This window comes from Arthrobacter sp. THG-b23 (genome assembly GCF_059091265.1).
Window position 1 is genome coordinate 174063 of record NZ_JBNHGM010000006.1, and the last position, 25436, is coordinate 199498.

Here is a 25436-nt window from a genome sequence, read left to right on the forward strand (position 1 = left end):
TTGTGGCCCTCGCTCCTTTACTCAGACGCTTCAGCGTAGGGGTTGCGGTCGTACTCTTCGCCGAGCTGGCCGTCCTTGAGCCGCGCCATCTGAGCGTCGAATTCAGCCTCGGAGACCACCGCGACACGGAAGAGCATTTCGGAGTGGTACTCGCCACAAAGCTCGGCGCACTTGCCGTCGTAGATGCCCTCACGGGTGGGGGTGAAGTTCAGGAAGTTGGTCTTGCCCGGGATCATGTCCACCTTCTGCAGGAAGGCGGGGACCCAGAACGAGTGGATGACGTCGCGGGAGTTGATCTGCAGCTCCACGCTCTGGTTGACCGGCAGGTACAGCGTAGGCAGCGTCTCCGGGACGCCGGTCTCGCCGGTCAGGTGGGCCTGCACGCCGGCAAAGTACTTGTCCTGCTTGACGTAGTTGAAGTCCCAGGCCCACTGCTTGCCGCGCACGTCGACGACGACGTCGGGGTTGTCCACCCGCTCGGTGATGTTGGAGGTGGTCTTGTCCGTGAAGTAGAAGAAGACCATGACCATGACGACCGGAATCGCCGTGTAGAAGATCTCCAGCGGCAGGTTGTAGCTCAGCTGGCGCGGGTAGCCCGTCTCCCCCTTGCGGCGGCGGTAGGCGATGATGCACCAGAGGATCAAGCCCCAGGTCAGGACACCGACGGCCAGCGCGGCGATCCATCCGTTAACCCACAAATCAATGATTTCGGGCGTGTGGTTGGTAACGTCCCGCTCGGTGGGCAACCAACCCAAACGGACTTCTTCTGAACATCCCGTCAACAACAACGCACCGAGTGCACCCAGACCTGTAGCCTTGGCGATTCTGGCGCGTCGACTGCCGGTTCGAACCTGCGAACTCACAGACGGCCCTTCCTCTTTGTTTCGTGCAAGTGATGCGGCCATGGCAGAGCTGAGCCTGGCCGCATATCCAGTTTTACTACTCACTGTAGAGCTTACCCGCACACATGACTTTCATGTGACAGGCTCCCCCGTGCGTCGGCCGTTCCGGCGGCCGGAGAGCGCCCTGCAGGCCCTTAGTGGAAGGAGTCTCCACAGGCGCAGGAGCCACCGGCATTCGGGTTGTCGATGGTGAAGCCCTGCTTGGAAATCGTGTCCTCGAAGTCGATCGAGGCACCCGAGAGGTAAGGAACGCTCATCTTGTCGACGACGACCTCGACCCCGTCGAAATCACGGACAGCGTCCCCGTCGAGCATCCGCTCGTCAAAGTACAGCTGGTAGATCAGGCCGGAGCATCCGCCCGGCTGTACGGCAACGCGCAGGCGCAGATCGGTTCGGCCTTCCTGTTCCAGGAGGCTGCGGACCTTTCCGGCGGCGACGTCGGTCAAAGCCACTTCATGCGTGGGCAGTTCTGCCGCTTCGGGTGCCGTGGTGGGGGCGGATGAGTTGGTCGTTGCGCTCATTGCACTTCCTTATCTATTTCGGGCCGTCCGGTGACCTGCTGCTATTACTCAGTGGTGCGTCGGGCTTCCCATCCATCGTACGTCTGGTCAGCCGAAATGGGATAACTCTCCCCCGCCTCCGGCCTGGCCCCGAGCAAGCCTCAGAGGCCCTCGTTGTTCAACCGTGCCAGCAGCAGCGCCTGGGCCAGGACCGCGTTGCGGAAGTCCCCCAGGTGCAGCGACTCATTGGCCGAATGCGCCCGAGAGTCAGGGTCTTCGACGCCGGTGATCAGGATCTGGGCCTCCGGATAGATTTCCGTGAGGTCGGCGATGAACGGGATGGACCCGCCCATGCCCGCCTCCACCGGGCGCGTGCCCCAGGCCTGTTCCAGTGCCCACAACGCCGCCTGGGCGGCCGGCGCGGAGGTGTCGGTGGCGAACGCGTGTCCGCGTTCCCCCGGCACGAAGGTGGCGGCGGCGCCGAAGGGCGCGTGGGCGGCCACGTGCGCGGCCACCGCTTCCATCGCCTGGTCCGGGTCCTGTCCCGGCGCCAGCCGCAGGCTGATCTTCGCGCGGGCGGCGGGGATCAGGGTGTTGGACGCGAGTTCAACGCTGGGAGCGTCGAAGCCGATCACCGACAGGGCCGGCTTGTTCCAGAGCCGGTCGGCAATGCTGCCGGTGCCCGCAAGCTGCACGGACTCGAGCACCGACGAATCGCGGCGGAAGTCCTCTTCCGGATAGTCGACTGCGGCAGCAGGAGCCGAAACGAGGCCCTCGATGGCGACGGCACCGTCGTCGTCATGGAAGGTGGCGATCAGCCGGGAAAGCAGGGTGGGGGCATCCAGCATCGGCCCGCCGAACATGCCCGAATGGACGGCATGTTCCAGCACGCGCAGCTCCACGGTGCCGTCCACCAGGCCCCGCAGGCTGGTGGTCAGTGCCGGGATCCCGACCTTCCAGTTGCTGGAGTCGGCGACGATGATGGCGTCTGCCCGCAGCAGTTCGCGGTGGGTTTCGAGGAACGGACGGAAGCTCGGCGAACCGGCCTCCTCCTCCCCCTCGATGAACAGCGTGATGCCGACCCCGAAATCGTCGCCGACGACCTCCAGCAACGCCCGCAACGAGGCCAGATGGACCATGATCCCGGCCTTGTCGTCCGCGGTGCCGCGTCCATAGAGGCGGCCATCGATCTCCGTGGCCTTGAACGGTTCCGTCCGCCAGAGCGCCGGGTCCCCCGGCGGCTGCACGTCGTGGTGGGCATACAGCAGGACGGTCGGTTTGCCGGCGGCGGCCGCGCGGCGCGCCACGACCGCGGGACCCCCGGCGGCCTCGCCGTTCGCCACGCTAAGGATCTGCACGTCCTCCAGGCCCAGCTCCCGGACCATGCCGGCAACCGCATCCGCGCTGCGCGCCAGGTCATCCGGATCAAAGGCCGGCCAGGCGATTCCCGGGATGGCAACCAGCTGTTCCAACGAGGAGATGGTGCGCCCCATGCCGACGTCTACCGCGGCCGCAAGTTCGTCTACGTTCACATTGGTCATAGTCGACACCCTATCGCCCGGGCTCCGCCGCGACGATGCCCCGATGGATGCCCCGGCGGCGCGGGTCCAACGGGGACAATGGCCGTACGCGGTCCGGTATTCTTGACTGGTGTTCGGACGTAAAAAAGAGGCTCCCACGCCCCAGGAAATCATCGACCAGGCCAACGACGCCCAGCAGCCTCGGTACGGCAAGGGCGCGCCCACGCCCCGGCGCAAGGACCAGGAAGCCGCGCGCAAGCGCCCCCTGGTCCCGAACGACCGCAAGGCCGCCAAGGAGGCCAACCGCACCGCCATGGCGGAGCAGCGGCTGAAGATGCGCGAGGCCATGAACACCGGCGACGAGCGCTATTTGCCGGTGCGTGACAAGGGCCCGCAGAAGCGCTTCGTCCGCGACTTCGTGGACGCCCGCTGGGTGCTGGGCGAGTTCCTGATTGTCTTCGCCCTGATCTTCGTGGTCCTCAGCTTTGTCCGCGACCTCAACGTCCAGGCCTTCATCCTGGTCGGCTTCTGGGTGCTGTTGGCGCTCGTGGCCATCGACGCCTTCATCCTCGGCCGGCAGCTCAAGAAGCGCCTGGCCGCCAAGTTTGGCGAAGTGGAGCGCGGGGCAGTCTGGTACGGCGTCATGCGCGGGCTGCAGCTGCGCCGGATGCGCCTGCCGAAGCCGCAGGTCAAGCGCGGCGAATACCCCGGCTGATTCCGCCGGGACGGACCGTCCGAAGGGTCGGGAGCAACGCGGCTCCCGACCCTTTTGCGTGCCGCCCGGCCCCGGCCGGGGCTGCACCTGGGGCCCGGGCCGGGCGGTTCAATGCCGGCGTTTGGCCAGGCCGCGGTTGATGCGGCCGGCCCAAAAGGGTCCCTCGTACAGGAACGCCGTGTAGCCCTGCACCAGGGTGGCGCCGGCGTCCAGCCGCCGCTGCACATCGTCGGCCGTCTCGACACCGCCCACCGATACCAGCGCCAGGTCGTCCCCGACCGCGTTGCGCAACCGTCGCAGCACGTCGAGGGAGCGCTCCTTCAACGGGGCGCCGGAGAGGCCGCCTTCACCGCAGGCCGCGATCTTGGTTTCGTCCGAGACCAGGCCGTCGCGGGAAACCGTCGTGTTGGTCGCGATGATGCCGTCCAGGTTCAGTTCCAGCGCCAGCCGGGCGACGTCGTCGATGTCCTCGTCGCTGAGGTCCGGGGCGATCTTCACCAGCAACGGGACGTGGCGGCCGGCCACGGAATCGGCGGTCTCCCCCACTGCCTGCAGCAGCGGACGCAGCGTGTCCACGTTCTGCAGCAGCCGCAGTCCGGGCGTGTTCGGCGACGACACGTTGACCACGAGGTAGTCCGCGGACCGGGCCAACAGCCGGGTGCTCTTCAGGTAATCCTCGGTGGCGTCGTCCAGTTCCACCACCTTGGTCTTGCCGATGTTGACGCCGATGACGGGCCGGAGCGTGCCGTATTTGGCGGCCAGGCCGCGCCGGGCCGCGGCGATCCGGGGCGCGACGGCCGCCGCGCCGTCGTTATTGAAGCCCATCCGGTTGATCACGGCGCGGTCCTCGATCAGCCGGAACAGACGGGGCTGCGCGTTGCCCGGCTGCGCGCTCCCGGTGATGGTGCCGACCTCCACCGCGCCGAAGCCCAGGTCGGCCAGCGCCTCGATGCCGTGACCTTCCTTGTCGAAGCCGGCTGCCAGGCCGAACGGCGAGGGAAAGGTCAGGCCGAGCGCCTCGGTGGCCAGCGACGGATCCGGCCGGGTGACGCGGCGCAGCACAGCCCCGGCCCCGCACCTGTGCGCGGCGCGGATGAGCTGGAAACCGATTCGGTGTGCACGCTCGGCGTCCATCCAGGAGAACGCGGCGCGGAAGAAGGCTGGGTAGAGGCGCATGGTCCTAGTTTTCCGTGCGGAGGCCGCCGCACCAAACCGTGTCCACCCGGCGATAACATGGGGGCAGCGACCGGGCAGAGAGGAAGGACCACCGTGGCGATGGCAGCCGACTGGCAGGAAGACATGCTCGGTCCGGAGTTCGAGTCCACGGTCCTGCAGGTGCCGGCCCCCGGCGGGCGGGAGCAGCGGGCGACGCTGATCCGCTACCTGCCCCACTCCCCGCAGCGCTCCCCCGGCGGGCACGCCGTCCTGTATGTGCACGGTTGGAGCGACTATTTCTTCAATACGGAACTGGCGGAGTTCTGGCACCGCCAGGGAGTGGCGTTCTTTGCGCTGGACCTGCACCACCACGGACGCAGCCTGCAGGAGGGCGATCCGGCCGGCTTTGTGACCGACCTGCGCCAGTACGAGGACGAGATTTCGCTGGCGCTGGACCTGATCCGTGACGAACGGGGGCAGTCGGAGACGAAGGTCACGCTGATGGGACACTCCACCGGCGGACTGGTGGCGTCCCTGTGGGCGGCGGAACACCCGGGCGAGCTGCGCGCCCTCGTCCTGAACAGTCCCTGGCTGGAAATGCACGGCAGCTCCCTGGTCCGCCGCGCCGCGGGCGCGGTGCTGGAACCGTTGTCCCGGCTGAAGCCGGAAACCGAGATCAAGTTGCCGGTCCGCGGCTTTTACTACCGCAGCATCAGCAGCACCGCCGAAGGCGAATGGGACCTGGACCCGAAGCTGCGGCCGCCGGAGGCCTTCCCCGTGCGCGCCGGGTGGCTCAGCGCCATCTGGGATGGACAGTCGAAGGTGGCCAAGGGCCTCAAGCTGGAGATCCCGGTGCTGGTGATGTCTTCGACGCGCAGCATGAACGGCTCGGTCTGGCACGAGGACATGAGGAGCACGGACGTGGTGCTGGACATCCGCACCATGACCGAGCGGGCGGTCCGGCTGGGATACAGCGTCTCCATCGAGCAGGTGCAGGACGCCCTGCACGATGTGTTCCTGTCCCGGGCCGACGTGCGCCGCGACGCCTACGCCCGGCTGCAGCGCTGGGCCCAGGCCTACGTGTTGCAGGACGACCGGAGCGAGGACCTCACGGGCACTCAGTAACCGTAGGGCTAGGCCCCGCCAACCGCCGCGGCGTCCACCGCGCCCCCGTACCGCCGGTCGCGGCGTGCATAGATGTCGATGGCTTCCCAGAGCGTGCGGCGGTCCACGTCGGGCCAGAGGGTATCCATGAACACCATCTCCGCGTACGCGGACTGCCAAAGCATGAAGTTGGAAAAGCGCTGCTCCCCCGACGTGCGCAGGAACAGGTCGACGTCGGGCAGGTCCGGCTCGTCAAGGTAGCGCTGCACGGTCTTCTCCGAGACCGACGACGCCCGCAGCCGGCCGGCGGCGACGTCGGCGGCAATGGCGGCGGCGGCGTCGGCAATTTCCGCCCTCCCCCCGTAGTTCACGCACATTGTCAGCGTGCAGGTGCCGTTGCCGGCCGTCTGGCGCTCGGCGACCTCCAGCTCGTTGACCACCGACTTCCACAGCCGGGGCCGGCGCCCGGACCAGCGGATGCGCACGCCCCAGGCGTCCAGCTGGTCGCGCTGGCGGCGCAGCACATCCCGGCTGAAGCCCATCAGGAAGCGGACCTCTTCCGGGGACCGCTTCCAGTTCTCGGTGGAAAAGGCGTACACGCTGACGTGTTTGACGCCGATCTCGATCGCACCGGCCATCACGTCCAGCAGCGCCGCTTCCCCGGCACGGTGCCCCTCCGTCCGCGGCAGCCCGCGCTGGTTCGCCCAGCGGCCGTTGCCATCCATCACGATGGCCACGTGTTCCGGGACCAGCGCCGGCGGAAGCGCGGGCGGTTTGGCGCCGGAGGGATGCGGCCATGGCTGCTGCGGATGCCGGGAATCAGGGGTCACACTCGCTCCACGTGCTTGAGGGATTTCAGGGTTCGTTCAAGGTGCCACTGCAGGTAACTGGCCACCAGGCCGGCGGCCTCGCGGCGCGGACCGGCGGCGGAGGCGTCCGCTGCCGGCCAGTCGCCGGAGAGCAGGGCCGCCAGCAACTGCATCGTTTCCGGTGCGGGCGAGGCCGATCCGGGCGGACGGCAGTCGTGGCACACCGCGCCGCCCAGCGGGGCGGCGAAGGCGGTATGCGGACCCTGCGCACCGCACCGGGCGCACTCGTCGAAGCTGGGGGCCCAGCCCGCCGTCGCCAGGGCCCGCAGCAGGTAGGAATCAAGGATCAGCTCGGGCGCGTGCACGCTGCGGCTGAGCGCGGAGAGCGCGCCGATGACCAGGCCGTACTGCGCTCCTGCTGATTCGCCGTCGACGTCGGTGAGTTTTTCCGCCGTCTCGCAGATGGCGGCGGCGGAGGTGTACTTGGTGTAGTCGGCGGCGATGTCACGGCCGTACGGCCCGACCATCTGGGCCTGCGTGACGATGTCCAGGCTCCGGCCGGAGACCAGCTGCAGATCCGCGACCATGAAGGGTTCCAGCACGGCGCCGAACTTGCTGCTGGTGCGGCGGACGCCCTTGGCAACCGCCCGGATCTGGCCGTGCTGTTTGGTCAGCAGCGTGATGATCCGGTCGGCCTCGCCGAGTTTGTGGGTCCGCAGGATGACGCCCTGGTCCCGGTACGTGCGGGAGGCGAAGGATCTGTTGGACACCGTTCCATTCTCCCACTAAAGCGGGCTTCCCTCCGGCGGTACGGCAGGGAAGCCCGCTGGCCGGTTTCCTAGAGCGATCCGGCGCTCTTGGCGCCTTCGTCGCGAATCGCGCGGTTCACCGCCGACACCACGGCTTTCAGCGAGGCCATGGTGGTGTTCGTGTCGATGCCTATGCCCCACAGCACCCGGTCGCCCACGGCGCACTCGACGTAGGCCGCGGCCCGGGCGTTGCCGCCCTCCGAGAGCGCGTGCTCGGTGTAGTCCAGAACCCGGACATCCACGCCGTCCTGCCGGAAGATCTCCAGCAGCGCGGCGATCGGGCCGTTGCCTTCGGCCGTGCGGCGGCTCTGGACGCCGTCCACGCCCATGGTGGCGGTCAGCTGGAACGAACCGTCGTCGGCACTGTCGGTCTTGACCGACCCCAGGGTGTAGTGGCCCCACCGGTTGTCCGGGGTTGGCAGGTACTCGTCGTTGAAGGTTTCCCACAGCTGCGCCGGGCTGACCTCGCCGCCCACGGTGTCCGTGCGGCGCTGGATGACGCCCGAGAACTCGATCTGGGCGCGGCGCGGCAGGTCCAGGTTGTGCTCGTGCTTGAGCAGGTAGGCCACGCCGCCCTTGCCGGACTGCGAGTTCACCCGGATGACGGCTTCGTAGCTGCGGCCCAGGTCCTTGGGATCGACCGGCAGGTAGGGCACCGCCCAGACCAGGTCGTCCACCGTCTTGCCCTGGGCGGCCGCGTCGGCCTCCATGGCCTCGAAGCCCTTTTTGATGGCGTCCTGGTGGGAGCCGGAGAACGCGGTGAAAACCAGGTCGCCGCCGTACGGGGAGCGTTCGGGCACCGGCAGCTGGTTGCAGTATTCGACGGTGCGGCGCACTTCGTCGATGTTGGAGAAATCGATCATCGGATCGATGCCCTGGCTGAACAGGTTCAGCCCCAGCGTCACAAGGTCCACGTTGCCGGTCCGCTCGCCGTTGCCGAACAGGCAACCCTCGATCCGGTCGGCGCCGGCCAGGTAGCCCAGTTCCGCCGCTGCCACCCCGGTGCCGCGGTCGTTGTGCGGGTGCAGCGAGAGGATCACGTTCTCACGGTTGTTCAGGTTCCGCGACATCCACTCGATGGAATCGGCGTAGACATTCGGGGTGGCCATCTCGACCGTGGCCGGCAGGTTCAAGATGACGTTCCGGTCCGCGGAGATCTCGAAGACGTCGGTGACCGCGTTGCAGATGCGGGCGGCGAATTCCAGCTCCGTGCCGGTGTACGACTCGGGCGAGTATTCGTAGGTGATCTCGGTGCCCTTCAGGCCCTCTTCGTACTTTCGGCACAACCGGGCGCCCTGCAGGGCGATGTCCACGATGCCGTCCTGGTCCTCCCGGAACACCACCCGCCGCTGCAGCACGGAGGTGGAGTTGTACAGGTGCACGATGGCGCGGCCGGCGCCGGCGATGGACTCGTAGGTGCGCTCGATCAGGTGCTCGCGGGACTGCGTGAGGACCTGGATCGTCACATCATCGGGGATCCGGTCGCCCTCGATCAGCTGGCGGACAAAGTCGAAGTCGGTCTGCGATGCAGACGGGAAACCGACTTCGATCTCCTTGTAGCCCATTTTCACCAGCAGGTCGAACATCTTGTGCTTGCGTTCCGGGCTCATTGGATCGATCAGCGCCTGGTTGCCGTCGCGCAGGTCCACGGCGCACCAGCGCGGGGCCTTCGTCATCACTTTGTCCGGCCAGGTGCGGTCGGGCAGTTCTACGGCGATCTGGTCCTGGAAGGGAATGTACTTATGGATGGGCATTCCGGAGGACTTTTGTGCGTTTCGCATTTTGGTGTGTGGCCTTTTCTCATGAGAGCTAATCGAAAAATTTTGGCCGGGCAACACAAACTCCGCAGCGAGGGTTCGGCCTGTCAAACAGAAGTTCGCGTGGCCTCGCCGCGGCAGCTAAGAAGGAGCATTCCTGCGCGCACAATTTCACACTAGCACGGTGCGTAGGATGTGAGGGAAAAGATGAATGCAACTATGAAATGAGGCGCCCATGAGCCGCTCCGGCATCGTGTTGTCCAACGTCGACCCGGCCGTCCGCCCGCAGGACGACCTCTTCCGGCACGTGAACGGGAAGTGGCTTGCGGAGACCGCCATCCCCGACGACCGGGCGCTGGAAGGCTCCTTCACCGCCCTGCGCGACGCCTCCGAGGAATCCGTTCGGGCCATCATCGAAGACGCCGCCACACACCCGGATCCCACCAGTCCGGCGGGAAAGATCGGCGTGCTCTACGCCGGTTTCATGGACACCGACGTGGCCGAGGCCAAGGGCTTCTCGCCGCTGGCGGAGCAGTTCGCCGCGATCGCGAAGATCGCCGACCGGAACGGGCTGCGCGAGGTTATCGGAGCCTTCAGCCGCAGCGGCGCCGCGTATCCGCTCGCGTTCTTCGTCAACAACGACGCCGGCGACCCCACCCGCTACTTGATCTACCTGTACCAGTCGGGGCTGGGCCTGCCGGACGAGGCGTACTACCGCGAAGCCGATTTCGGCCCCATCCGCGAGGCCTACCGGGAATACGCCGGGAAGATGCTGCGGCTGGCAGGCTTCGACCCGGCGCAGGCGGACGCCGCGCTGGACCTCGAGCACAAGCTGGCGGCCGGACACCTGGACAAGGTCTCCTGCCGCGATCCGCAGCAGACCTACAACCTGCGCACCGCCGGGCAGGTGGCAACCGTGGCGGACTGGATGCCGGACTGGCTGGCGGCGCTGGGTCCCGAAGCCGGCGGCGCGGCCGAGATGGTGGTCTGCCAGCCCGGGTTCCTCAGCACGCTGGACGCCCTGCTGGACAGCGAGCCGCTGGAGGCCTGGCAGGCCTGGCTGCGGCTCCAGGTGCTGACGACGGCGGCGCCCTATCTTCACGACGAAGCGGTCCAGACCCACTTCGGCTTCTACGGCCGCACGCTCAGCGGCACCCCGGAACTCAAGGAGCGGTGGAAGCGCGGCGTGGCCCTGGTGGAGGGCGCCCTCGGGGAAGCCATCGGACAGGAATACGTGGCGCGCCACTTTCCGCCGGCGCACAAGGAACGGATGGAGGAACTGGTCGCCAACCTGCTGGCCGCCTACCGGGAAAGCATTTCCGCCCTGCCCTGGCTCAGCAGCGCCACGATCGCGAAAGCCCTGGAGAAGCTGGCCGCGTTCCGCACCAAGATCGGCTACCCGGAGAAGTGGATCGACTACTCCAGCCTCGTGCCCGGGAACGATGTCTGGTCCAACGTCCTCGCCTCCAACGAGTTCGAGGTCCGCCGCAACCTCGCGAAGCTGGGCGGGCCCATCGACGAGGCCGAGTGGCACATGACGCCGCAGACGGTCAACGCCTACTACATGCCGACCATGAACGAGATCGTCTTCCCCGCAGCGATCCTGCAGCCGCCCTTCTTCGACGCCGACGCCGATGCCGCGGCCAATTACGGCGCCATCGGGGCTGTCATCGGCCACGAGATCGGCCACGGCTTCGACGACAAGGGATCGCAGTACGACGGCACCGGTGCGCTGCGGAACTGGTGGTCCGACGAAGACCGGGCCGCCTTCGAGCAGCTCACCGGCCAACTGGTGGCCCAGTACGCCGCGCTCAGCCCCGCGGAGGCTCCCGGCAACACGGTCAACGGCGAACTCACCCTGGGCGAGAACATCGGCGACTTGGGCGGGCTGGCCATCGCGTACCGTGCGTACCAGCTGAGCCTGGCGGGCCGGGAAGCCCCGGTGGTCGACGGGCTCAGTGGCAGCCAGCGGTTCTTCTACTCCTGGGCCGAATGCTGGCGCCAGAAGATCCGTTCCGAGGAGGCGGCGCGCCGGCTGGCGGTCGACCCGCATGCCCCGAACGAATTCCGCTGCAACCAGGTGGTGCGCAACCTGGACGCGTTCCACGAGGCGTTCGGCACCGCTTCCGGCGACGGGCTGTGGCTCTCCCCGGCCGAGCGCGTCAGGATCTGGTAGCGGCCGCTAGAAGGCGCCGGGCTGCTGGCAGGTGACCTGGTCGGCGGTCTGGCCCTTGAAGCCGCCGGCCACACCGCCGGTCTCCGCCAGCTGCGCGCCGCTGGCGAAGTCCCGGCCGACCGAAAGCGCGACGCCGTAGTGGTCGCCGGAGGCGAGGACGTTGGCCCGGGGGACGTTCAGCTCTTCCGCAAGGGCGAGGGCCACGTGCTCGAAGCCGGCCGAATAGTACAGCTGCGTGGTGGTGCGTTCGGATCCGGCATCGGCCGGGGCCGCCAGCACGTAGCCCAGTGCCTGCAGTTGTTCGGAGAGTTCCTCGTCGCGGCCGGCCGCACCGGAGGCGTTGATCACCTTGACGGGCTGCTCGGCCGGGTCGAAGGACGGCACGCCGGCGGTCGGGTCCTCCCCGGGCGCCGTCGTCGCGCCGGCCGTCGCCCCGCCGTCGTCGGTCTCCTTCGGGGACGATGTCCCGCCGTCTCCGGCGGCGGCCGTGGGTTCCCCGCCGGCTTCTCCGGTGGCCGTCGGGTCGGGCGGCGACCCCGCGGCGTTGACCTCCGGTGCGGTGACGTCGCCGTCCTCGCGCAGGATCTGGAACAGGGCCTGGCCCGGCTCCTCGTCCAGGACCAGACGGTTTTCGTCCATCGGGGCGCTCTGCGTGGGCAGCGCGACGAACGCGACCTTCCCCAGGTCCACGCCCTTGACGCGGTCCGCCAGGGCCAGCAGCCGGGGAACCTCCGCCAGGCCTTCGTCCACCGTGAGGTTGTTGACCACGGCCTCGGCGATGGAGTAGAGGCGGGGCACGTTGGTCAGCGTGCCTTCGGACTGGACCTTGCGGGCCATGGAGGCCAGGAAGCTCTGTTGCGCACGGATCCGGCCGCGGTCTCCGCCGTCGCCGAAGGAGTGCCGGGTGCGCAGGAACGCCAGCGCCTGCTCGCCCTGCACCGTGCTCACGCCGGCCGGCAGCCGCAGCTTCGAGTAACTGTCGTTGATGGGTTCGTTGACGCAGACTTCCACCCCGCCGATCACCGTGGAGAGCTCCTTGACCGCGTTGAAGTCGGCCATCATGAAGTGGTCGATCTCCAGGCCGGTCATCTCGTTGACGGCTGCCACGGTGCAGCCGGGGCCGCCATAGGTCAGGGCGGCATTGAGCTGGGCATCCTGCTGCTCCGGATAGACCTCGCCGGTCTCCGGATCGGTGCAGGTGGGGATGGTGGTGAGCAGGTCGCGCGGCAGGCTGACCACGGTGACCCGCTCCCGGTCCGCGGACATGTTCATCAGCATCATCACGTCCGATTTGCCGAAGCCCGCGGAGGGGCCATCCGAGCCGTACCGGCCGTCGCTGCCGGCGCGCGTGTCGGTACCCAGGATCAGGATCTGCACGGGATCGCGGCTCAGGTCCACCGGAAGCCCTTGGGTGCCGCTGCCCAGGTTCAGCGGCGAGGTGGCTATGCTGTCGCGCAGGCCCACGATTTTGAACACGACGACGCCGACACCCGCCGCCAGGGCAAGCGCCAGGGCGCCTGCCACGACCTTCAGCCACAGCAACCTGGGCCCCCGGCCCATGTGCCTCGGGTTCGGTTGCCGCCGCGGCGCTCCGCGTCGCGGCGTGCCCGGACCGGCCGGGGATTGCCCCGCGGGAGCCTGCCCGGCCGGCGGCTGTCCCGTCGGGGTCTGCGGGTCATCACCGAAACTGCCGCGATGAGCCACGGGATACCCCTCTGCACGGTTGTAAGTCAGATGAAAAGACGCGGCCAGCCCAATCACTGGCCGCTAAGTATTCTACGGGTTGCAGCCGGGGAAAGTTCCCTGCTGCCCCCGCGGCTCAGAAACCGAGCCGCACCAGTTGCTTGGGGTCGCGTTGCCAGTCCTTGGCGATTTTCACGTGCAAATCCAGGTAGACGCGGGTGCCCAGCAGGCCCTCGATCCCCTTGCGTGCACGGGTGCCGACGTCACGGAGCCTCTCCCCACCCTTGCCGATGATGATGGCCTTCTGCGACGGACGTTCCACGAAGAGGTTCACCCTGACATCCAGCAGCGGGTTGTCGGCGCTGCGGCCTTCGCGCGGCACGATCTCCTCGACCACCACGGCCAACGAGTGGGGCAGTTCGTCGCGTACGCCCTCCAGCGCCGCTTCCCGGACCAGCTCGGCCACCATGACGGCTTCCGGCTCGTCCGTGAGTTCGCCGTTGGGATAGAGCGGCGGCGACATCGGCATCTGCTGGACCAGCACATCGGCGACAGTCTGTACCTGGTCCCCCTTGGCGGCGGAAACCGGCACGATGTCGGCGAAACCATCCGGGCCGAAAATCTCCTCGCCCAGCGCCGCCACCGCCAGCAGCTGCTCGGCCAGCGCCTGCTTGTCCATCAGGTCGGTCTTGGTCACCAGCGCCACCACGGGCTTGCCGGACAGGCCGGCCAGCTGGTTGGCGATGAAGCGGTCGCCGGGACCGATCTTCTCGTTGGCCGGCAGGCAGAAGCCGATCGCGTCCACTTCCGAAAGCGTGTCCGCCACCAGGTCGTTCAGCCGTTGCCCCAGCAGGGTCCGGGGCCGGTGCAGGCCCGGCGTGTCCACTAGCACCAGCTGGGCGTCCGGCCGGTGCACGATGCCGCGGATGGTGTGCCGGGTGGTCTGCGGCTTGGCGGAGGTGATGGCCACCTTCTGCCCGACCAGCGCGTTGGTCAGGGTCGACTTGCCCGCGTTCGGGCGGCCGACCAGCGACACGAAACCGGCGCGGTAGTCCTCCGGCCAGCCGCTGGAGGGCATGGCCATGGCCTTGTCGGTGCTGTTTTCGGCATTTTCGGGGTTGGTCATCGTTCCCTCTCCGTCCCGGGCATCCGGGCGGGGTCATCGGCGGCGGCAGCGCCGTCGTCGTCGTTAACGTACTGGTCCCGGGCGGGCGCTTCATACCAGGCCAGGACGTGGCTGACGCGGTTGCGCCGCCCCTCCAGCCGTTCGGCACGCAGATGCAGGCCGTCCAGCACTACTTCGCTGCCGACGATCGGCACCCGGCCGAGGGTCTTCGCCAGCAGCCCGCCGACGGTGTCCACCTCTTCGTCGTCCAGCTCCAGGTTGAACAGCTCGCCGACGTCGTCGATGCCGGTGCGGGCGCTGACCCGGTACAGGCCGTCCGGCAGCGCCTCGATTTCGGGGCGCTCGGTGTCGTATTCGTCGACGATCTCGCCGACAATCTCCTCGATGAGGTCCTCCAGCGTGACCAGGCCGGCGGTGCCGCCGTATTCGTCGATCACGATGGCCACGTGCGTGGACTCGCGCTGCATCTCCTGCAGCAGCTCGCCGACCGACTTGGACTCGGGAACGTAGCGGACCTCGCGGCAGATCTGGTCCACCAGCATGCCGGCGCCGTGGTCGGCCCGGCCGTGGATCCGGGCGGCCACGTCCTTCAGGTAGACGATGCCGCGGATCTGGTCCGCGGTGTCCATGATCACCGGGATCCGCGAATAGCCGGACTGCAGGAACAGCGTCATGGCCTCCTGCAGCGTGGAGCCGGAGTCGATGCTGAGCATGTCCGTGCGCGGCACCATCACCGACCGGACCTTGGTATCGCCCAGCTCGAAGACCGAGTGGATCAGTTCCGCCTCGGTGTCCTCGATCATGTCGGATTCGTTGGCCCGGTCCACCAGCTCGCGGAACTCCTCCTCGGTGAAGAAGGCGGCGTCGGCGCGCGGCGCGTTCGGGGCCACCGCGCTGCCCAACCGGACCAGCCATTGGGGCACCGGACCGAGCACCGAGCACAGCAGCCGGACCGGCAGTGCGGTGGAAAGCACGACGGCGCTGGCGTGCATCCGGCCCAGTTGCCGCGGAGACACCCCGACCAGCACGAACCCGACGGCGGCCATCGTGACGGTGGCCAGCAGGCCGGCCAGCCAGATGTTGCCCAGCAGATCGTGGAACAGCAGCGCAATGGCGACGGCGGCGGCCATCTCGAACCAGACGCGCCAGAACCGCAGCCCGTGCATGTGTGCCGCCGGCGAGGCCAGGATGAGGCGCAGGCTGCGGCTCCGCCCGGAACGCAGCAGGTGTTCGGCGTCGTGCCGCGGCAGGTAGGTGAAGGCGGCCTCGGCGGCGGTCAGCACCCCGGCGAAGAGCGTGAAAGCCAGCGTCATGCCGGCCAGTATCCAGAGCATCGCCGGTCTCTACAGGGTGGTTTCGGTGGGCGCTGCCTTGCCCGTGAAGGACGACAGCAGCTGGCGCTGCAGGCCGAACATTTCTTCCTTCTCGGCCGGCTCGGCGTGGTCGAAGCCGAGCAGATGCAGGATGCCGTGCGTGGTCAGCAGCAGCATTTCGTCCAACAGGCCGTGCCCGGCGTTCTGCGCCTGCTCCTGCGCTACCTGCGGGCAGATCACGATGTCGCCCAGCACGCCGGGCGGGCCCGGCTTCATCGCGGTACCGGGACGCAGCTCGTCCATCGGGAAGGACAGCACGTCGGTAGCGCCCGGCTCGTCCATCCACTCAATGTGCAGCCGTTCCATCGCTTCGGTGTCCACCATGATGATGGACAGTTCCGCTTCCGGATGGACGTAAAGCGAATCCAGCACGAACCGTGCCAGCCGCACCAACTCTTCCTCGTTGGCGGGGACGGCTGATTCGTTGTTGACCTCGATGCTCATGCTCCACCCTCCGGGCCGGCTTCCGCTTCCGTCTTCCGCCTGGCCGCGGACGCGCGGTGCGGCCCACGTTTGGCGTCGCCGCGGCCGGCGTCACCACGGCCGCCATCGCCCCGGCGGGACTCGTCCCAGCGGCTGTACGCCGTCACAATGTCGCTGACCAGCCGGTGGCGGACCACGTCAGTGGCGTCCAGCCGGGAGAAGCGGACATCGTCGACGCCGTCGAGTATTTCGCTGACGATCTTCAGGCCCGAGCTGGTGCCGCCGGGCAGATCGATCTGCGTCACGTCGCCGGTCACCACCATCTTGGAGCCGAAGCCGAGCCGGGTGAGGAACATCTTCATCTGTTCCGGGGTGGTGTTCTGCGCCTCGTCCAAAATGATGAACGCATCGTTGAGCGTGCGCCCGCGCATGTAGGCCAGCGGCGCCACCTCAATGGTGCCCGCGGCCATCAGGCGCGGAATGGACTCCGGGTCCATCATGTCGTGCAGGGCGTCGTAGAGCGGGCGCAGGTACGGGTCGATCTTGTCGCTGAGCGTGCCCGGCAGGAAGCCCAGCCGCTCCCCCGCCTCGACGGCGGGACGGGTCAGGATGATGCGGTTGACCTCTTTGTGCTGCAGGGCCTGCACCGCCTTGGCCATCGCCAGGTAGGTCTTGCCGGTACCCGCCGGGCCGATGCCGAACACCACGGTGTGGTTGTCGATGGCTTCGACGTAGTTCTTCTGGTTCAGGGTCTTCGGCCTGATGTTGCGGCCGCGCGAGGAGAGGATGTTCAGTGTCAGGACCTCGGCCGGCCGCTGCGCCGACTGTTCGCCGAGCATGCGCAGCAGCTGGGCGACCACCTGCGCGGTGATCCTCGTATCCTTCGCCGCCAGGGCGCGGATCTCTTCCACCACGTTGAGCGTTAGCTGCACCGCGTCGGCGGGGCCGGAGATGGAAAGTTCGTTGCCGCGTACATGCAGGTCCACATCGCTGAACTCCGACTCGATGACCCGCAGCACCTCGTCGTGGGCACCGAGTGCCCTGACCATGTGTTCCGACGAATCGAAATGGACGGAACGGCTGCTTGATCCCAGCGGATCGACATCCAGGCGTGATTGGGACATAGTCCGGCCGAGGTGGCCTTTCATCGCTCCTTCGGTGGGCGCTTGCTAGCGGTAAGCCGGAAAGGGTTCCGGTGCTGACGATACAAGTCCATGCTACGGCACGAGCCGCCGCGCAGTCCTCTGCGGGGGCGAAAAACGCCTTGGTATCGATCCGGCATCAATCGTGCATCAGTCCGGTTGAGCGCTGGTTAAAGCAGCCATCAGCCCCCCTACCGTGTGCCAAGCTAGTGGGGCAGGAAGGGCGGCAGCCGCCCGTTCCCGCCCCACCTCCACCCAGTCATTCCGCACGCCAGAAGGGATCGAAAGTATCACCAGCAACCAGCTCCGGCAGCCTGCAGGCTCGGTCCCAACACGCCGCTTCGGTGCGTGGTTGGCCCTGGTCACTGCCTCGTCGCTGGTGCTGCTCGGATGCTCGCCGCAGGCCGCCGGCGGTGGCGGCGGCGGACAGACCTCCATGCCCAATCCCACCGATCCCGCTTCGGCCAGCAGCCCCCTGGTCTCCAGCGTGCCGGTCGAGACCCTGCGCTCCTCGGAGCTCTCCCCCATCTATTGGCTGGGCACCAACGCCGAGAACGTGTTCCTGTACCGCGAGTACCGCCAGGCGGAAAACCTGGGTGACCCCATTACGACGGCGGTGGCCGCGCTGACGCGGCTGCAGCCCCTTGATCCGGACTACTTCAATCCGCTCAGCCCGGCAAGCAAGGTGGGCGCTTCCATCACCAACGGTTCGGTCATCACGCTGGACATCTCCTCGGACGCCTTCAGCCGCCGCGTGGACGCCGGCATCGCCGAACGTGCCGTGCAGCAACTGGTCTACACCGCCACGGCCGCGGCGGCGAACGCCGGGCTGAGCACGTCGGACAATCCCCTGGAAGTGGTCATCCTCGTGGACGGGCACCACGGGTATAAAGCCTTCGGCCATGTGCCGCTGGGCCAGCCCATGGCCCGGAACAGCAGCCTGGCGGCCCCGGTGTGGATCATCGATCCGACCGAAGGTGCCACCTCCGCCGGACGCGTGGAGGTGTTCGGCCGCGGTGTCGCGTTCGAATCGGAGCTGAGCTGGCAGATCTACCGCATTGCCAACTCCGCGGACACATCCGAAGGCGAGCTGGTCAAGGACGGCACGGCCCGCGTTGATGCAGACGCCGGCCAGATCGGCGAGTTCAGGTTCAGCCAAAAGCTGGATCCGGGCACCTACCGGCTGTACGTGTTCCAAAAGGACCAGGGCGGACCGATCGAAGAACGGCAGAATGTGGACAGCAAGGTCTTCACCATCACCTAGGGCAGTTCTGCCCGCCCGGTCAGCGCCACCGGCCCAGCAGCTCGCTGAGCAAGGTCAAGGCGGCGGGTCCGGCCGTGGAGGAACGCAGGACGTGCGGACCCAGCCGAACGGCCACCGCCCCGGCGTCGAGCATCGCGTCCACTTCGGCCCGGCTCATCCCGCCTTCCGGACCCACAATCATCAGCACGCGCGTAGCGCCGCCGGTACGCCCTTCGGGTGAGGCACCGCCGTCGTCGTTTCCGCCGCGCTCCCCGGGGGATGGGCCCGCACGCAACCCGGCGCCGTCCAGGGCGTCGGCCACGCTGCCCTCGGCGTCCTCATGCAGCAGCAGCGACAGCCGGCTGTTCCGGATCAGGGCACAGAGTCCGGCCCGTTCCACCAGCGGCTCCACTTCCGGAACACGCGCACGCCGCGACTGCTTGGCGGCCGCCCGGACCGCCAGCTGCCATTTCGCCGCGCCCTTGGCCGCCTTGTCCGCCTTCCAGCGCACGATGCTGCGTTCGGCCTGCCACGGCACCACGGCATCGACGCCCAGTTCGGTGGCTGCCTCGATGGCAAGTTCGTCGCGGTTTCCCTTGGCAAGGGCCTGCACCAGCACCAACTCCGGGTCGGGCCTGGGCTCGTGCAGGACGTGCAGCGCCCGGACGGTGAGCTGGCCGGAGGTGCCGGCGACAGCCTCGCCGACCAGCCGGCGGCCCCGCCCGTCGGCGAGATCGACCGCTTCGCCGGGTTCAATCCGCTTGACCGTGACGGCATGCCGGGCCTCGTCGCCGCCGAGGGTGAAGCTGTCGCCCGGGGCGACGGCGTCGAGCTCGCCGGGAGCGGTGAAGAACAGGTGGCTGGTCACGCCTAAAGGTTACCGAGCCGGTCCCGCAGGCGGGCGAAGACGCCCGTGCCGGAGGACGCCAGCTTGCCCTCGGTGTATTCCTCGCCGCGGGCCCGGGCCAGCCGGCGCAGCAGGTCCTCCTGCTCCGCATCCAGCTTGCTGGGGGTCTCCACATGCACGTGCACCTGCAGGTCGCCGCGACCGTAGCCGCGCAGGTGGGTCACGCCCAGGCCGCGCAGGGTGAGAGTCTCGCCCGCCTGCGTGCCGGGCTTGATGCTGATTTCCTGTTCACCGTCGAAGGTGTCCAGGGTGAGGTCGGTGCCCAGCGCGGCAGCGGTCATCGGCACCGAGAGAGTGACGTGCAGGTCGTCGCCCTCGCGGAGGAAATTCTTGTCCGGATTCACCCGGATTTCCACATACAGGTCACCCTGCGGTCCGCCCGCCGGTCCGGCTTCGCCCTGTCCTGCCAGCTGGATCCGCGTCCCGGTCCCGACACCCGCCGGGAGCTTGATGGTCAGCGAACGGCGGCTGCGGATGCGGCCCTCGCCGTTGCACTCGTTGCAGGGGTCGGGAATGATCGTGCCGAAGCCCTGGCAGCTGCCGCACGCGGCGGTGGTCATGACCTGGCCGAGGATGGACCGCACCGCACGCTGGACCTGGCCGGAGCCGCCACAGATGTCGCATGTGCGCGGGCTGGTACCGGGGCGACAGCAGCTGCCGTCGCAGGTGGGGCAGACGACCGCGGTGTCCACCTCGATCTTCTTGTTGACCCCGAAGACCGCGTCCTTGAGGTCGATCCGCACGTTGATCAGGGCGTCCTGGCCCCGGCGGGTCCGGGAGGCCGGGCCCGCGCCGCCTGCTCCGGCGCCGCCGAAGAAGCTTTCGAAGATGTCCTGGAAGGCGAAGCCGCCGCCGAAACCGCCGCCAAAGCCGTTGTCGTTGCCGTTCTCGTTGCCGGTGGTGTCGTAGATGCGCCGCTTCTGCGGGTCCGACAGCACCTCGTAGGCGTGGCTGACCTGCTTGAACTGTTCGGCCGCCTCCGGGCCGGGGTTCACGTCCGGGTGCAGTTTGCGGGCCAGCTTGCGGTAGGCCTTCTTGATTTCCTCGGTCGAGGCATCCTGGCTGACACCGAGGGCGTCGTAGTGGTTACTCACCTTAGTAGTACTTCACTTCCTGGGGATCGGTTCACCGGCGACGACGGCCGGTGGGGACACTGCGCGGCGTGTGGCTAGCCGGCGAGGATCCGTGACAAATAACGTGCGACGGCGCGCACTGCGGCCATGGTGGTGGGATAGTCCATCCGGGTGGGGCCGAGGATGCCGACCTTGGCCGTCGCGCCCGGGCCGTACCCGGTGGCCACCACCGAGGTTTCGGCCAGCGAACCGTAGGGGTTTTCGCTGCCGATGCTCACCGACATGCCCCGGGCGTCCTGGTGCAGCTCGGAGAGCAACTGCAGCAGCACCACCTGTTCTTCGAGGGCCTCGAGGATGGGGCCGATGCTCAGCTGGAAGTCGACCGTGGAACGGGCCAGGTTGGCCGTGCCGGCCATCAGGATCCGCTCCTCGTTCGTGGCCGCGGCGAGCTGTGCAAGCTGCGATGCCAGGGCCTCGGCCGTGCCCGCGGGCGCGGCCTCCGCCGGCACCGGGAAGGTCTTCAGCAGGCCCGGCACTGCCGCCAGCGCTTTTCCGGACAGAGCGGACAGGAACGCGGCGCGCAGCGTGGCCAGGGCATCCTCGGTAACGTCCGCGGGCAGCGCGGCGACATGCTGTTCCACCTTGCCGTTGTCTGCGATCAGCACCACTAAAACCCTGCGCGGACCCAGCAAGATGAACTCGATGTGCCGCACCCTGGCGGCACCCAGCTGCGGATACTGGATCACGGCCACCTGGTTGGTCAGCTGGGACAGCAAACGCACGGTGCGTTCCATGACATCGTCGAGGTCGTCGGCGCCGTCCAGCAGTTTCTGGATGGCGCGGCGCTCGGGGGCAGAGAGCGGCTTGACGTCCGAAATCCGGTCCACGAACAGGCGGTAGCCCTTGTCCGTGGGAATCCGGCCGGCACTGGTATGCGGGGCAACGATCAACCCGTCTTCTTCCAGCGCCGCCATGTCGTTGCGGATGGTGGCTGACGACACGCCCAGGCTGTGCCGGTCGACCAGTGCCTTGGAGCCCACCGGCTCGCGCGAGTGCACATAGTCTTCGACAATGGCGCGGAGCACTTCCAGCCTCCGGACCTCGCTCACTGCACTCCTCCTGTCTCCAACTCGTCTGCGGACAGACTGTTAGCACTCAACACGTCCAAGTGCTAAGTCTAATACGTCGCCGCCGTTGTTAGCATTGTCGGGCGGCCGTGCCGTGAGGACGACAACCAGCAGAGGACTTAAAGCTTATGAGCAGCTACGGCTGGGGCCCCCAGGATCTGACCGCCCCCAAGGTCCGGGCACTGCGCGAAATCGGCGCCGAACCGGGCCTGGTGCTGGAGGACGCACAGAGCGGCTGGGTCGGCGCCGTGGTTCGGGTGGAGAAGTCCGGGGGTGTGCATCTGGTTTCGCTGGAAGACCGGCGGGGCAAGGTCCGCTCGTTCCCGCTGGGCTTCGGCTTCCTGTTCGAGGGCGAGCCGGTGAAGGTGGTGCCGGCGGCGCCCGCCGCGAAGGCTCCCGTCCGGCAACGGACGGCATCCGGTTCGGTCAAGGTCGAGGGACAGCGGGCCAGGGTGGCGCGGGCCAGCCGGATCTGGGTCGAAGGCAAGCATGACGCGGAGCTCGTCGAAAAGGTCTGGGGAGACGACCTCCGGGTGGAGGGGATCGTGGTGGAACCCCTTCACGGCGTGGACGATTTGGCGGCGGCAGTGGCGGACTTCTCCCCCGGGCCGCAGCGCAGGCTCGGCATCCTGGTGGACCACCTGGTCCCCAATTCCAAGGAGTGGCGGATTGCCGAGGCCGCCATGGCCGTGCCCGCCGCCTCGGGCAACGTACTGATTGTGGGCCACCCCTATGTCGATGTGTGGCAGGCCATCAAACCCTCCGTCATCGGACGGGCCCAGTGGCCGGTGGTGCCGCGCGGCACCGATTGGAAGACCGGTATCCTCGCCGGTCTCGGCTGGCCGCACCGGACGCAGATCGACATCGCCGACGGCTGGAAGAGGCTGCTGGGCAGCGTCAACACCTACGCCGATCTGGAGCCCAGCCTGCTGGGCCGGGTGGAAGAAGTCATCGATTTCCTGACGGTTTGAGCCGGTTGGGGCCGGCGCCGGCGCCCGCGGAATGCACCGGATAGCGGGGTGGAACGGCTAGGCTAGGAACAGAAGTGAGCCATCAGCAGATTTTTCCGAAGGTAGGTCCAGTGTCCGATAACTCTGCTCGTAAGCAGCAGCCGGAGCGCAAGTCCGCTCCGCGCCAGCAGTACCAGAGCGCGTCGGCGTCCGCCTTGCCCCTGACCCCTTCGGAGGACCGGCAATGGGCCACCATGGCGCACTTCGGCGGCATTCTGGGCTGCTTCCCGTCCCTGGCGATCTACCTGATCTTCAAGGACCGGGGACCGTTTACCGCCCAGGAGTCCAAAGAGGCCCTGAACTTCACCGTGCCGCCCACCGTGGTGGCCATCATTGCGAACCTGCTGATCGTCATTCCGGCGGTCAGCGGACTCTTCGCCGTCATCGCGGCCGCCATCTGGGTCTTCCTGACGGTCAATTCCGTCATTGCCGGCGTCAAGTGCAACCGCGGCGTTCCGTACCGGTACGCCTACAACCTGCGCCTGTTCGGGTAGCGGCACCGCCCTCCTACCCTGCCTGCCGCGACAACCGCTGGCGCGCGGTGTTCATCCCCGCCGCGATCGGCACGTGGCCGGTCGCGGCTGCCAAACCGAAGCGCGGCATGTCGCTGTATACACTCTCGCGGCCTCCCGGCACCGTCTCGTAGGTTTCGTGCCACACGCCGACGTCCCCGCTGCCGGCCGATTCCCGCATGAAACGGCGCCAGGGTTCCAGGTGCGGCGCCGCGCGGTCGGACGCGAACCGCTGCAAATGTTCCGGGCTCTTCCAGTAGCTGACCAGGATCGTGGTGCGCCCGAGCCACTGGTGGTAGCCGAGCAGGCCGGCGTCCGGCGCCGCTGCCAGGTGCGCCAGCATCGCAGGCATCGCCGACGCGGTGCGTGCCACCTTGCCGACCTTCCACCATCGGTTGGCGCGCATCCCGATGAGGAAGACGGTGACCCGTTCGCTGCCCGGATCGGCCGTGAACCGTCCTGTGTGTACGTGTTCGAACATGAGCCGATTCCTCTCGTAACGTTGTTATAGAACATTGTTATGGAATACTTGGGGCATGGCAAGACCCATAGTCCACGATGATTCGGTGCGCCGCAAGCTCCTCGACACCGCCGCCACCCTGATAGCCCGCGACGGCGCAGCCGCCGTGTCGCTCCGGGCGATCGCGGCGGCGACCGGGACGTCGACGATGGCGGTGTACTCGCTCTTCGGCGGGAAGGCAGAATTGCTGACCGCCGTCCTCGACGACGGCTTTGCCTCCTTTGCGGCCGCCCAGCAGCGGGCCGCTCCCGGTGGGCTGGAAGCGCTGGGCAGGGCCTACCGGGCGTGGGCCCTGGAGCATCCCGTCCTGTACGGCCTCATGTTCGGCGGTTCATTGGCGAGCCAAGTGCCGTGCCGGCCAACGCCCGGCGCCGCGGAACCGGCGATCGCGCCGCTGTTTGCCGCCGTCGCCGCCGCCCTTCCCGGGGCATCGGACGACGACGTCGCGTCCATGGTCGGCGTTGTGTGGGGCCAGGTCCACGGGCTCGTCTCGCTGGAGCTGGCGGGCGCGCCCGCGGCGGGGTGGAGCTGGGACTCAGCCTACGAGGCGGCCCTCCACCGGGTGGGCCGGTCGCTGGAGGCCGGGGCGGTCAGTCCTCGAGCAACCGCCGCACCACGGCGTCGGCCAGCAGCCGGCCCTTGAGGGTGAGCCGGATGGTGCCGGCGAAGGCCGCGGCGGGGTCGACCAGGGCATCGGCGATCAGTCCGGCCACGGCCTTCCGCCCGTTTGGCCCCAAATCCCGGGTGTGCAGCCCGTCGATGATGCGGGTCTGCAGCATTACGTGTTCCAGCTGACGGGTGCCGGTGTCCAGCGTCTCGCGGCCGGCTGCCGGAGAGACCCCCGTGGCCAAACGCTGGGCGTACGCCGCGGGGTGCTTCACGTTCCACCACCGGACGCCACCCATGTGCGAATGTGCGCCGGGACCGGCTCCCCACCAGTCGTCCCCGCGCCAGTAGGCCAGGTTGTGCCGGCAGCGGTCCCCGGGAGTGCGGGCCCAATTGCTGACCTCGTACCATTCGAAACCTGCGGCGCCGAGGCGCGCGTCGGCGATCTCATACTTCGCGGCGTGGTCATCGTCGTCGATGCCGGGCACTTCGCCGCGGCGGATCTGGGCGGCGAGTTTGGTGCCTTCCTCGACGATCAGGGCGTACGCGGAGATATGGTCCGGCGTGCAGCTGATCGCGGAGTCGAGGCTGGCTTCCCAGTCCGCGATGGATTCGCCCGGCGTGCCGTAGATCAGGTCAAGGCTGACATTCAGCCCTGCGTCGCGTGCCCACTGCACGGCCTGCGGCACCCGTTCCGGGTCGTGCGTCCGGTCGAGCACCTGCAGCACGTGCGGCACGGCCGACTGCATGCCGAAGGACACCCGGGTGAAACCGGCGTCGGCCAGGATCTGCAGCGACTGCGGGGTGACCGAGTCCGGGTTGGCTTCGGTGGTGACTTCGGCGCCCGGCTCCAGACCCCACAGGCCCGCCGCCTGGCGCAGCATCGACGCCAGGTCCGCCGCCGGCAGCAGGGTGGGCGTGCCGCCCCCAAAGAAGACAGTGGACAGCGGCCGGTCCGGCACACCGGAACCGCGCAGTACCCGCGCGGCCAGATCCAACTCCGTGTTCAGCGTGCCCGAGTACTCATCCTGCGACGCCCCCGAACCCAGCTCCTTGGCGGTATAGGTGTTGAAATCGCAGTAGCCGCAGCGCACCCGGCAGAACGGAATGTGCACATACAGGCAGAACGCGCGGTCTTCCGCACCTTCCGCCGCCTGGGCGGGCAGCAGACCGTCGGCCGGCGCCGGGTCCCCAAGGGGCAGGACGCTAGGCACTGAGGCGGGCCTCCGCCGTCGTTGTTGTCA

Annotated in this window: 24 protein-coding genes; 7 read left to right on the top strand and 17 right to left on the bottom strand. The window is 68.0% G+C overall.

The window, feature by feature from the left end; all coding sequences use genetic code 11:
• Positions 1-17: 17 nt before the first annotated feature.
• From ctaC to AC5RVD_RS12550, 3 genes are all read right to left on the bottom strand, one after another.
• Positions 18-863, bottom strand: coding sequence for an aa3-type cytochrome oxidase subunit II (gene ctaC / locus AC5RVD_RS12540; RefSeq protein WP_493987176.1), 846 nt, complete (start codon positions 861-863; stop codon positions 18-20).
• Positions 864-1036: 173 nt separating this feature from the next.
• Positions 1037-1423 carry a HesB/IscA family protein gene (locus AC5RVD_RS12545; protein ID WP_493978415.1) on the bottom strand — a complete coding sequence of 129 codons (387 nt, stop codon included), beginning with the start codon at positions 1421-1423 and terminating at the stop codon, positions 1037-1039.
• Between the two features lie 140 nt (positions 1424-1563).
• On the bottom strand, positions 1564-2943 hold the full coding sequence (locus tag AC5RVD_RS12550; RefSeq protein ID WP_494127077.1) for a M20/M25/M40 family metallo-hydrolase: 1380 nt from the start codon (positions 2941-2943) through the stop codon (positions 1564-1566).
• 109 nt (positions 2944-3052) lie between these two features.
• On the opposite strand from AC5RVD_RS12550, the gene AC5RVD_RS12555 reads away from it, so the two are divergent.
• Complete coding sequence (locus tag AC5RVD_RS12555) at positions 3053-3637, top strand: DUF3043 domain-containing protein (protein ID WP_494127078.1); 585 nt, start codon at positions 3053-3055, stop codon at positions 3635-3637.
• Positions 3638-3745: 108 nt separating this feature from the next.
• On the opposite strand, the gene AC5RVD_RS12560 is transcribed toward AC5RVD_RS12555, so the two are convergent.
• A complete protein-coding gene (locus tag AC5RVD_RS12560) occupies positions 3746-4813 on the bottom strand; it encodes a quinone-dependent dihydroorotate dehydrogenase (protein ID WP_494127079.1) in 1068 nt (355 codons plus the stop codon).
• A gap of 99 nt (positions 4814-4912) precedes the next feature.
• Here AC5RVD_RS12560 and AC5RVD_RS12565 point away from each other — a divergent pair, with 99 nt between their 5' ends.
• Positions 4913-5917, top strand: a complete 1005-nt coding sequence (locus tag AC5RVD_RS12565; protein ID WP_494111347.1) for an alpha/beta hydrolase — start codon at positions 4913-4915, stop codon at positions 5915-5917.
• A gap of 8 nt (positions 5918-5925) precedes the next feature.
• On the opposite strand, the gene AC5RVD_RS12570 is transcribed toward AC5RVD_RS12565, so the two are convergent.
• The 3 genes from AC5RVD_RS12570 to leuA form a co-directional block, all read right to left on the bottom strand.
• Positions 5926-6726, bottom strand: coding sequence for an isoprenyl transferase (locus tag AC5RVD_RS12570; RefSeq protein ID WP_494111192.1), 801 nt, complete (start codon positions 6724-6726; stop codon positions 5926-5928).
• Positions 6723-7475: a DNA repair protein RecO gene (gene recO, locus AC5RVD_RS12575; protein ID WP_494111193.1), complete on the bottom strand. Its 753-nt coding sequence runs from the start codon at positions 7473-7475 to the stop codon at positions 6723-6725. Before recO ends, AC5RVD_RS12570 begins: the two co-directional genes overlap by 4 nt.
• 68 nt (positions 7476-7543) lie before the next feature.
• A complete protein-coding gene (gene leuA / locus AC5RVD_RS12580; RefSeq protein WP_494111194.1) occupies positions 7544-9295 on the bottom strand; it encodes a 2-isopropylmalate synthase in 1752 nt (583 codons plus the stop codon).
• Positions 9296-9506: 211 nt separating this feature from the next.
• On the opposite strand from leuA, the gene AC5RVD_RS12585 reads away from it, so the two are divergent.
• Entirely contained in the window at positions 9507-11447 is a 1941-nt protein-coding gene (locus tag AC5RVD_RS12585; protein WP_494127080.1) for a M13 family metallopeptidase, read from the top strand.
• 6 nt (positions 11448-11453) lie between these two features.
• On the opposite strand, the gene AC5RVD_RS12590 is transcribed toward AC5RVD_RS12585, so the two are convergent.
• The 5 genes from AC5RVD_RS12590 to AC5RVD_RS12610 form a co-directional block, all read right to left on the bottom strand.
• Positions 11454-12971 (bottom strand): LCP family protein, encoded by a 1518-nt coding sequence (locus AC5RVD_RS12590; protein WP_494127081.1) that lies wholly within the window; start codon positions 12969-12971, stop codon positions 11454-11456.
• Between the two features lie 295 nt (positions 12972-13266).
• Positions 13267-14214, bottom strand: coding sequence for a GTPase Era (gene era, locus AC5RVD_RS12595; RefSeq protein ID WP_494127104.1), 948 nt, complete (start codon positions 14212-14214; stop codon positions 13267-13269).
• 38 nt (positions 14215-14252) lie between these two features.
• Positions 14253-15590 (bottom strand): hemolysin family protein, encoded by a 1338-nt coding sequence (locus AC5RVD_RS12600; protein WP_494127082.1) that lies wholly within the window; start codon positions 15588-15590, stop codon positions 14253-14255.
• 9 nt (positions 15591-15599) lie between these two features.
• Complete coding sequence (gene ybeY / locus AC5RVD_RS12605; protein WP_494111198.1) at positions 15600-16073, bottom strand: rRNA maturation RNase YbeY; 474 nt, start codon at positions 16071-16073, stop codon at positions 15600-15602.
• Positions 16070-17176 carry a PhoH family protein gene (locus AC5RVD_RS12610; protein WP_494127105.1) on the bottom strand — a complete coding sequence of 369 codons (1107 nt, stop codon included), beginning with the start codon at positions 17174-17176 and terminating at the stop codon, positions 16070-16072. Before AC5RVD_RS12610 ends, ybeY begins: the two co-directional genes overlap by 4 nt.
• A gap of 370 nt (positions 17177-17546) precedes the next feature.
• On the opposite strand from AC5RVD_RS12610, the gene AC5RVD_RS12615 reads away from it, so the two are divergent.
• Entirely contained in the window at positions 17547-18458 is a 912-nt protein-coding gene (locus AC5RVD_RS12615; protein WP_494127083.1) for a GerMN domain-containing protein, read from the top strand.
• 19 nt (positions 18459-18477) lie between these two features.
• Here AC5RVD_RS12615 and AC5RVD_RS12620 read toward each other — a convergent pair whose 3' ends face one another.
• The 3 genes from AC5RVD_RS12620 to hrcA all read right to left on the bottom strand — a co-directional run bounded on the left by AC5RVD_RS12620 (position 18478) and on the right by hrcA (position 21526).
• Positions 18478-19305, bottom strand: coding sequence for a 16S rRNA (uracil(1498)-N(3))-methyltransferase (locus tag AC5RVD_RS12620; RefSeq protein WP_494127084.1), 828 nt, complete (start codon positions 19303-19305; stop codon positions 18478-18480).
• 2 nt (positions 19306-19307) lie between these two features.
• Positions 19308-20438: a molecular chaperone DnaJ gene (gene dnaJ, locus AC5RVD_RS12625; protein ID WP_494111201.1), complete on the bottom strand. Its 1131-nt coding sequence runs from the start codon at positions 20436-20438 to the stop codon at positions 19308-19310.
• Between the two features lie 74 nt (positions 20439-20512).
• Positions 20513-21526 carry a heat-inducible transcriptional repressor HrcA gene (hrcA, locus tag AC5RVD_RS12630; RefSeq protein ID WP_494111202.1) on the bottom strand — a complete coding sequence of 338 codons (1014 nt, stop codon included), beginning with the start codon at positions 21524-21526 and terminating at the stop codon, positions 20513-20515.
• Between the two features lie 146 nt (positions 21527-21672).
• Between hrcA and AC5RVD_RS12635 the strand changes: the two genes are divergently transcribed.
• Both AC5RVD_RS12635 and AC5RVD_RS12640 read left to right on the top strand, forming a co-directional pair.
• On the top strand, positions 21673-22515 hold the full coding sequence (locus tag AC5RVD_RS12635) for a DUF3097 family protein (protein ID WP_494127085.1): 843 nt from the start codon (positions 21673-21675) through the stop codon (positions 22513-22515).
• 110 nt (positions 22516-22625) lie between these two features.
• Positions 22626-23048, top strand: coding sequence for a DUF4870 domain-containing protein (locus AC5RVD_RS12640; protein ID WP_494120713.1), 423 nt, complete (start codon positions 22626-22628; stop codon positions 23046-23048).
• Positions 23049-23061: 13 nt separating this feature from the next.
• Here the strand turns inward: AC5RVD_RS12640 and AC5RVD_RS12645 are convergent, their stop codons facing one another.
• Positions 23062-23547 carry a DUF4188 domain-containing protein gene (locus AC5RVD_RS12645; RefSeq protein ID WP_494127086.1) on the bottom strand — a complete coding sequence of 162 codons (486 nt, stop codon included), beginning with the start codon at positions 23545-23547 and terminating at the stop codon, positions 23062-23064.
• 55 nt (positions 23548-23602) lie between these two features.
• Between AC5RVD_RS12645 and AC5RVD_RS12650 the strand changes: the two genes are divergently transcribed.
• Positions 23603-24229: a TetR/AcrR family transcriptional regulator gene (locus tag AC5RVD_RS12650; RefSeq protein WP_494127087.1), complete on the top strand. Its 627-nt coding sequence runs from the start codon at positions 23603-23605 to the stop codon at positions 24227-24229.
• Here the strand turns inward: AC5RVD_RS12650 and hemW are convergent.
• Entirely contained in the window at positions 24177-25406 is a 1230-nt protein-coding gene (gene hemW, locus AC5RVD_RS12655; protein ID WP_494111207.1) for a radical SAM family heme chaperone HemW, read from the bottom strand. The genes AC5RVD_RS12650 and hemW overlap by 53 nt on opposite strands.
• Between the last annotated feature and the right edge of the window lie 30 nt (positions 25407-25436).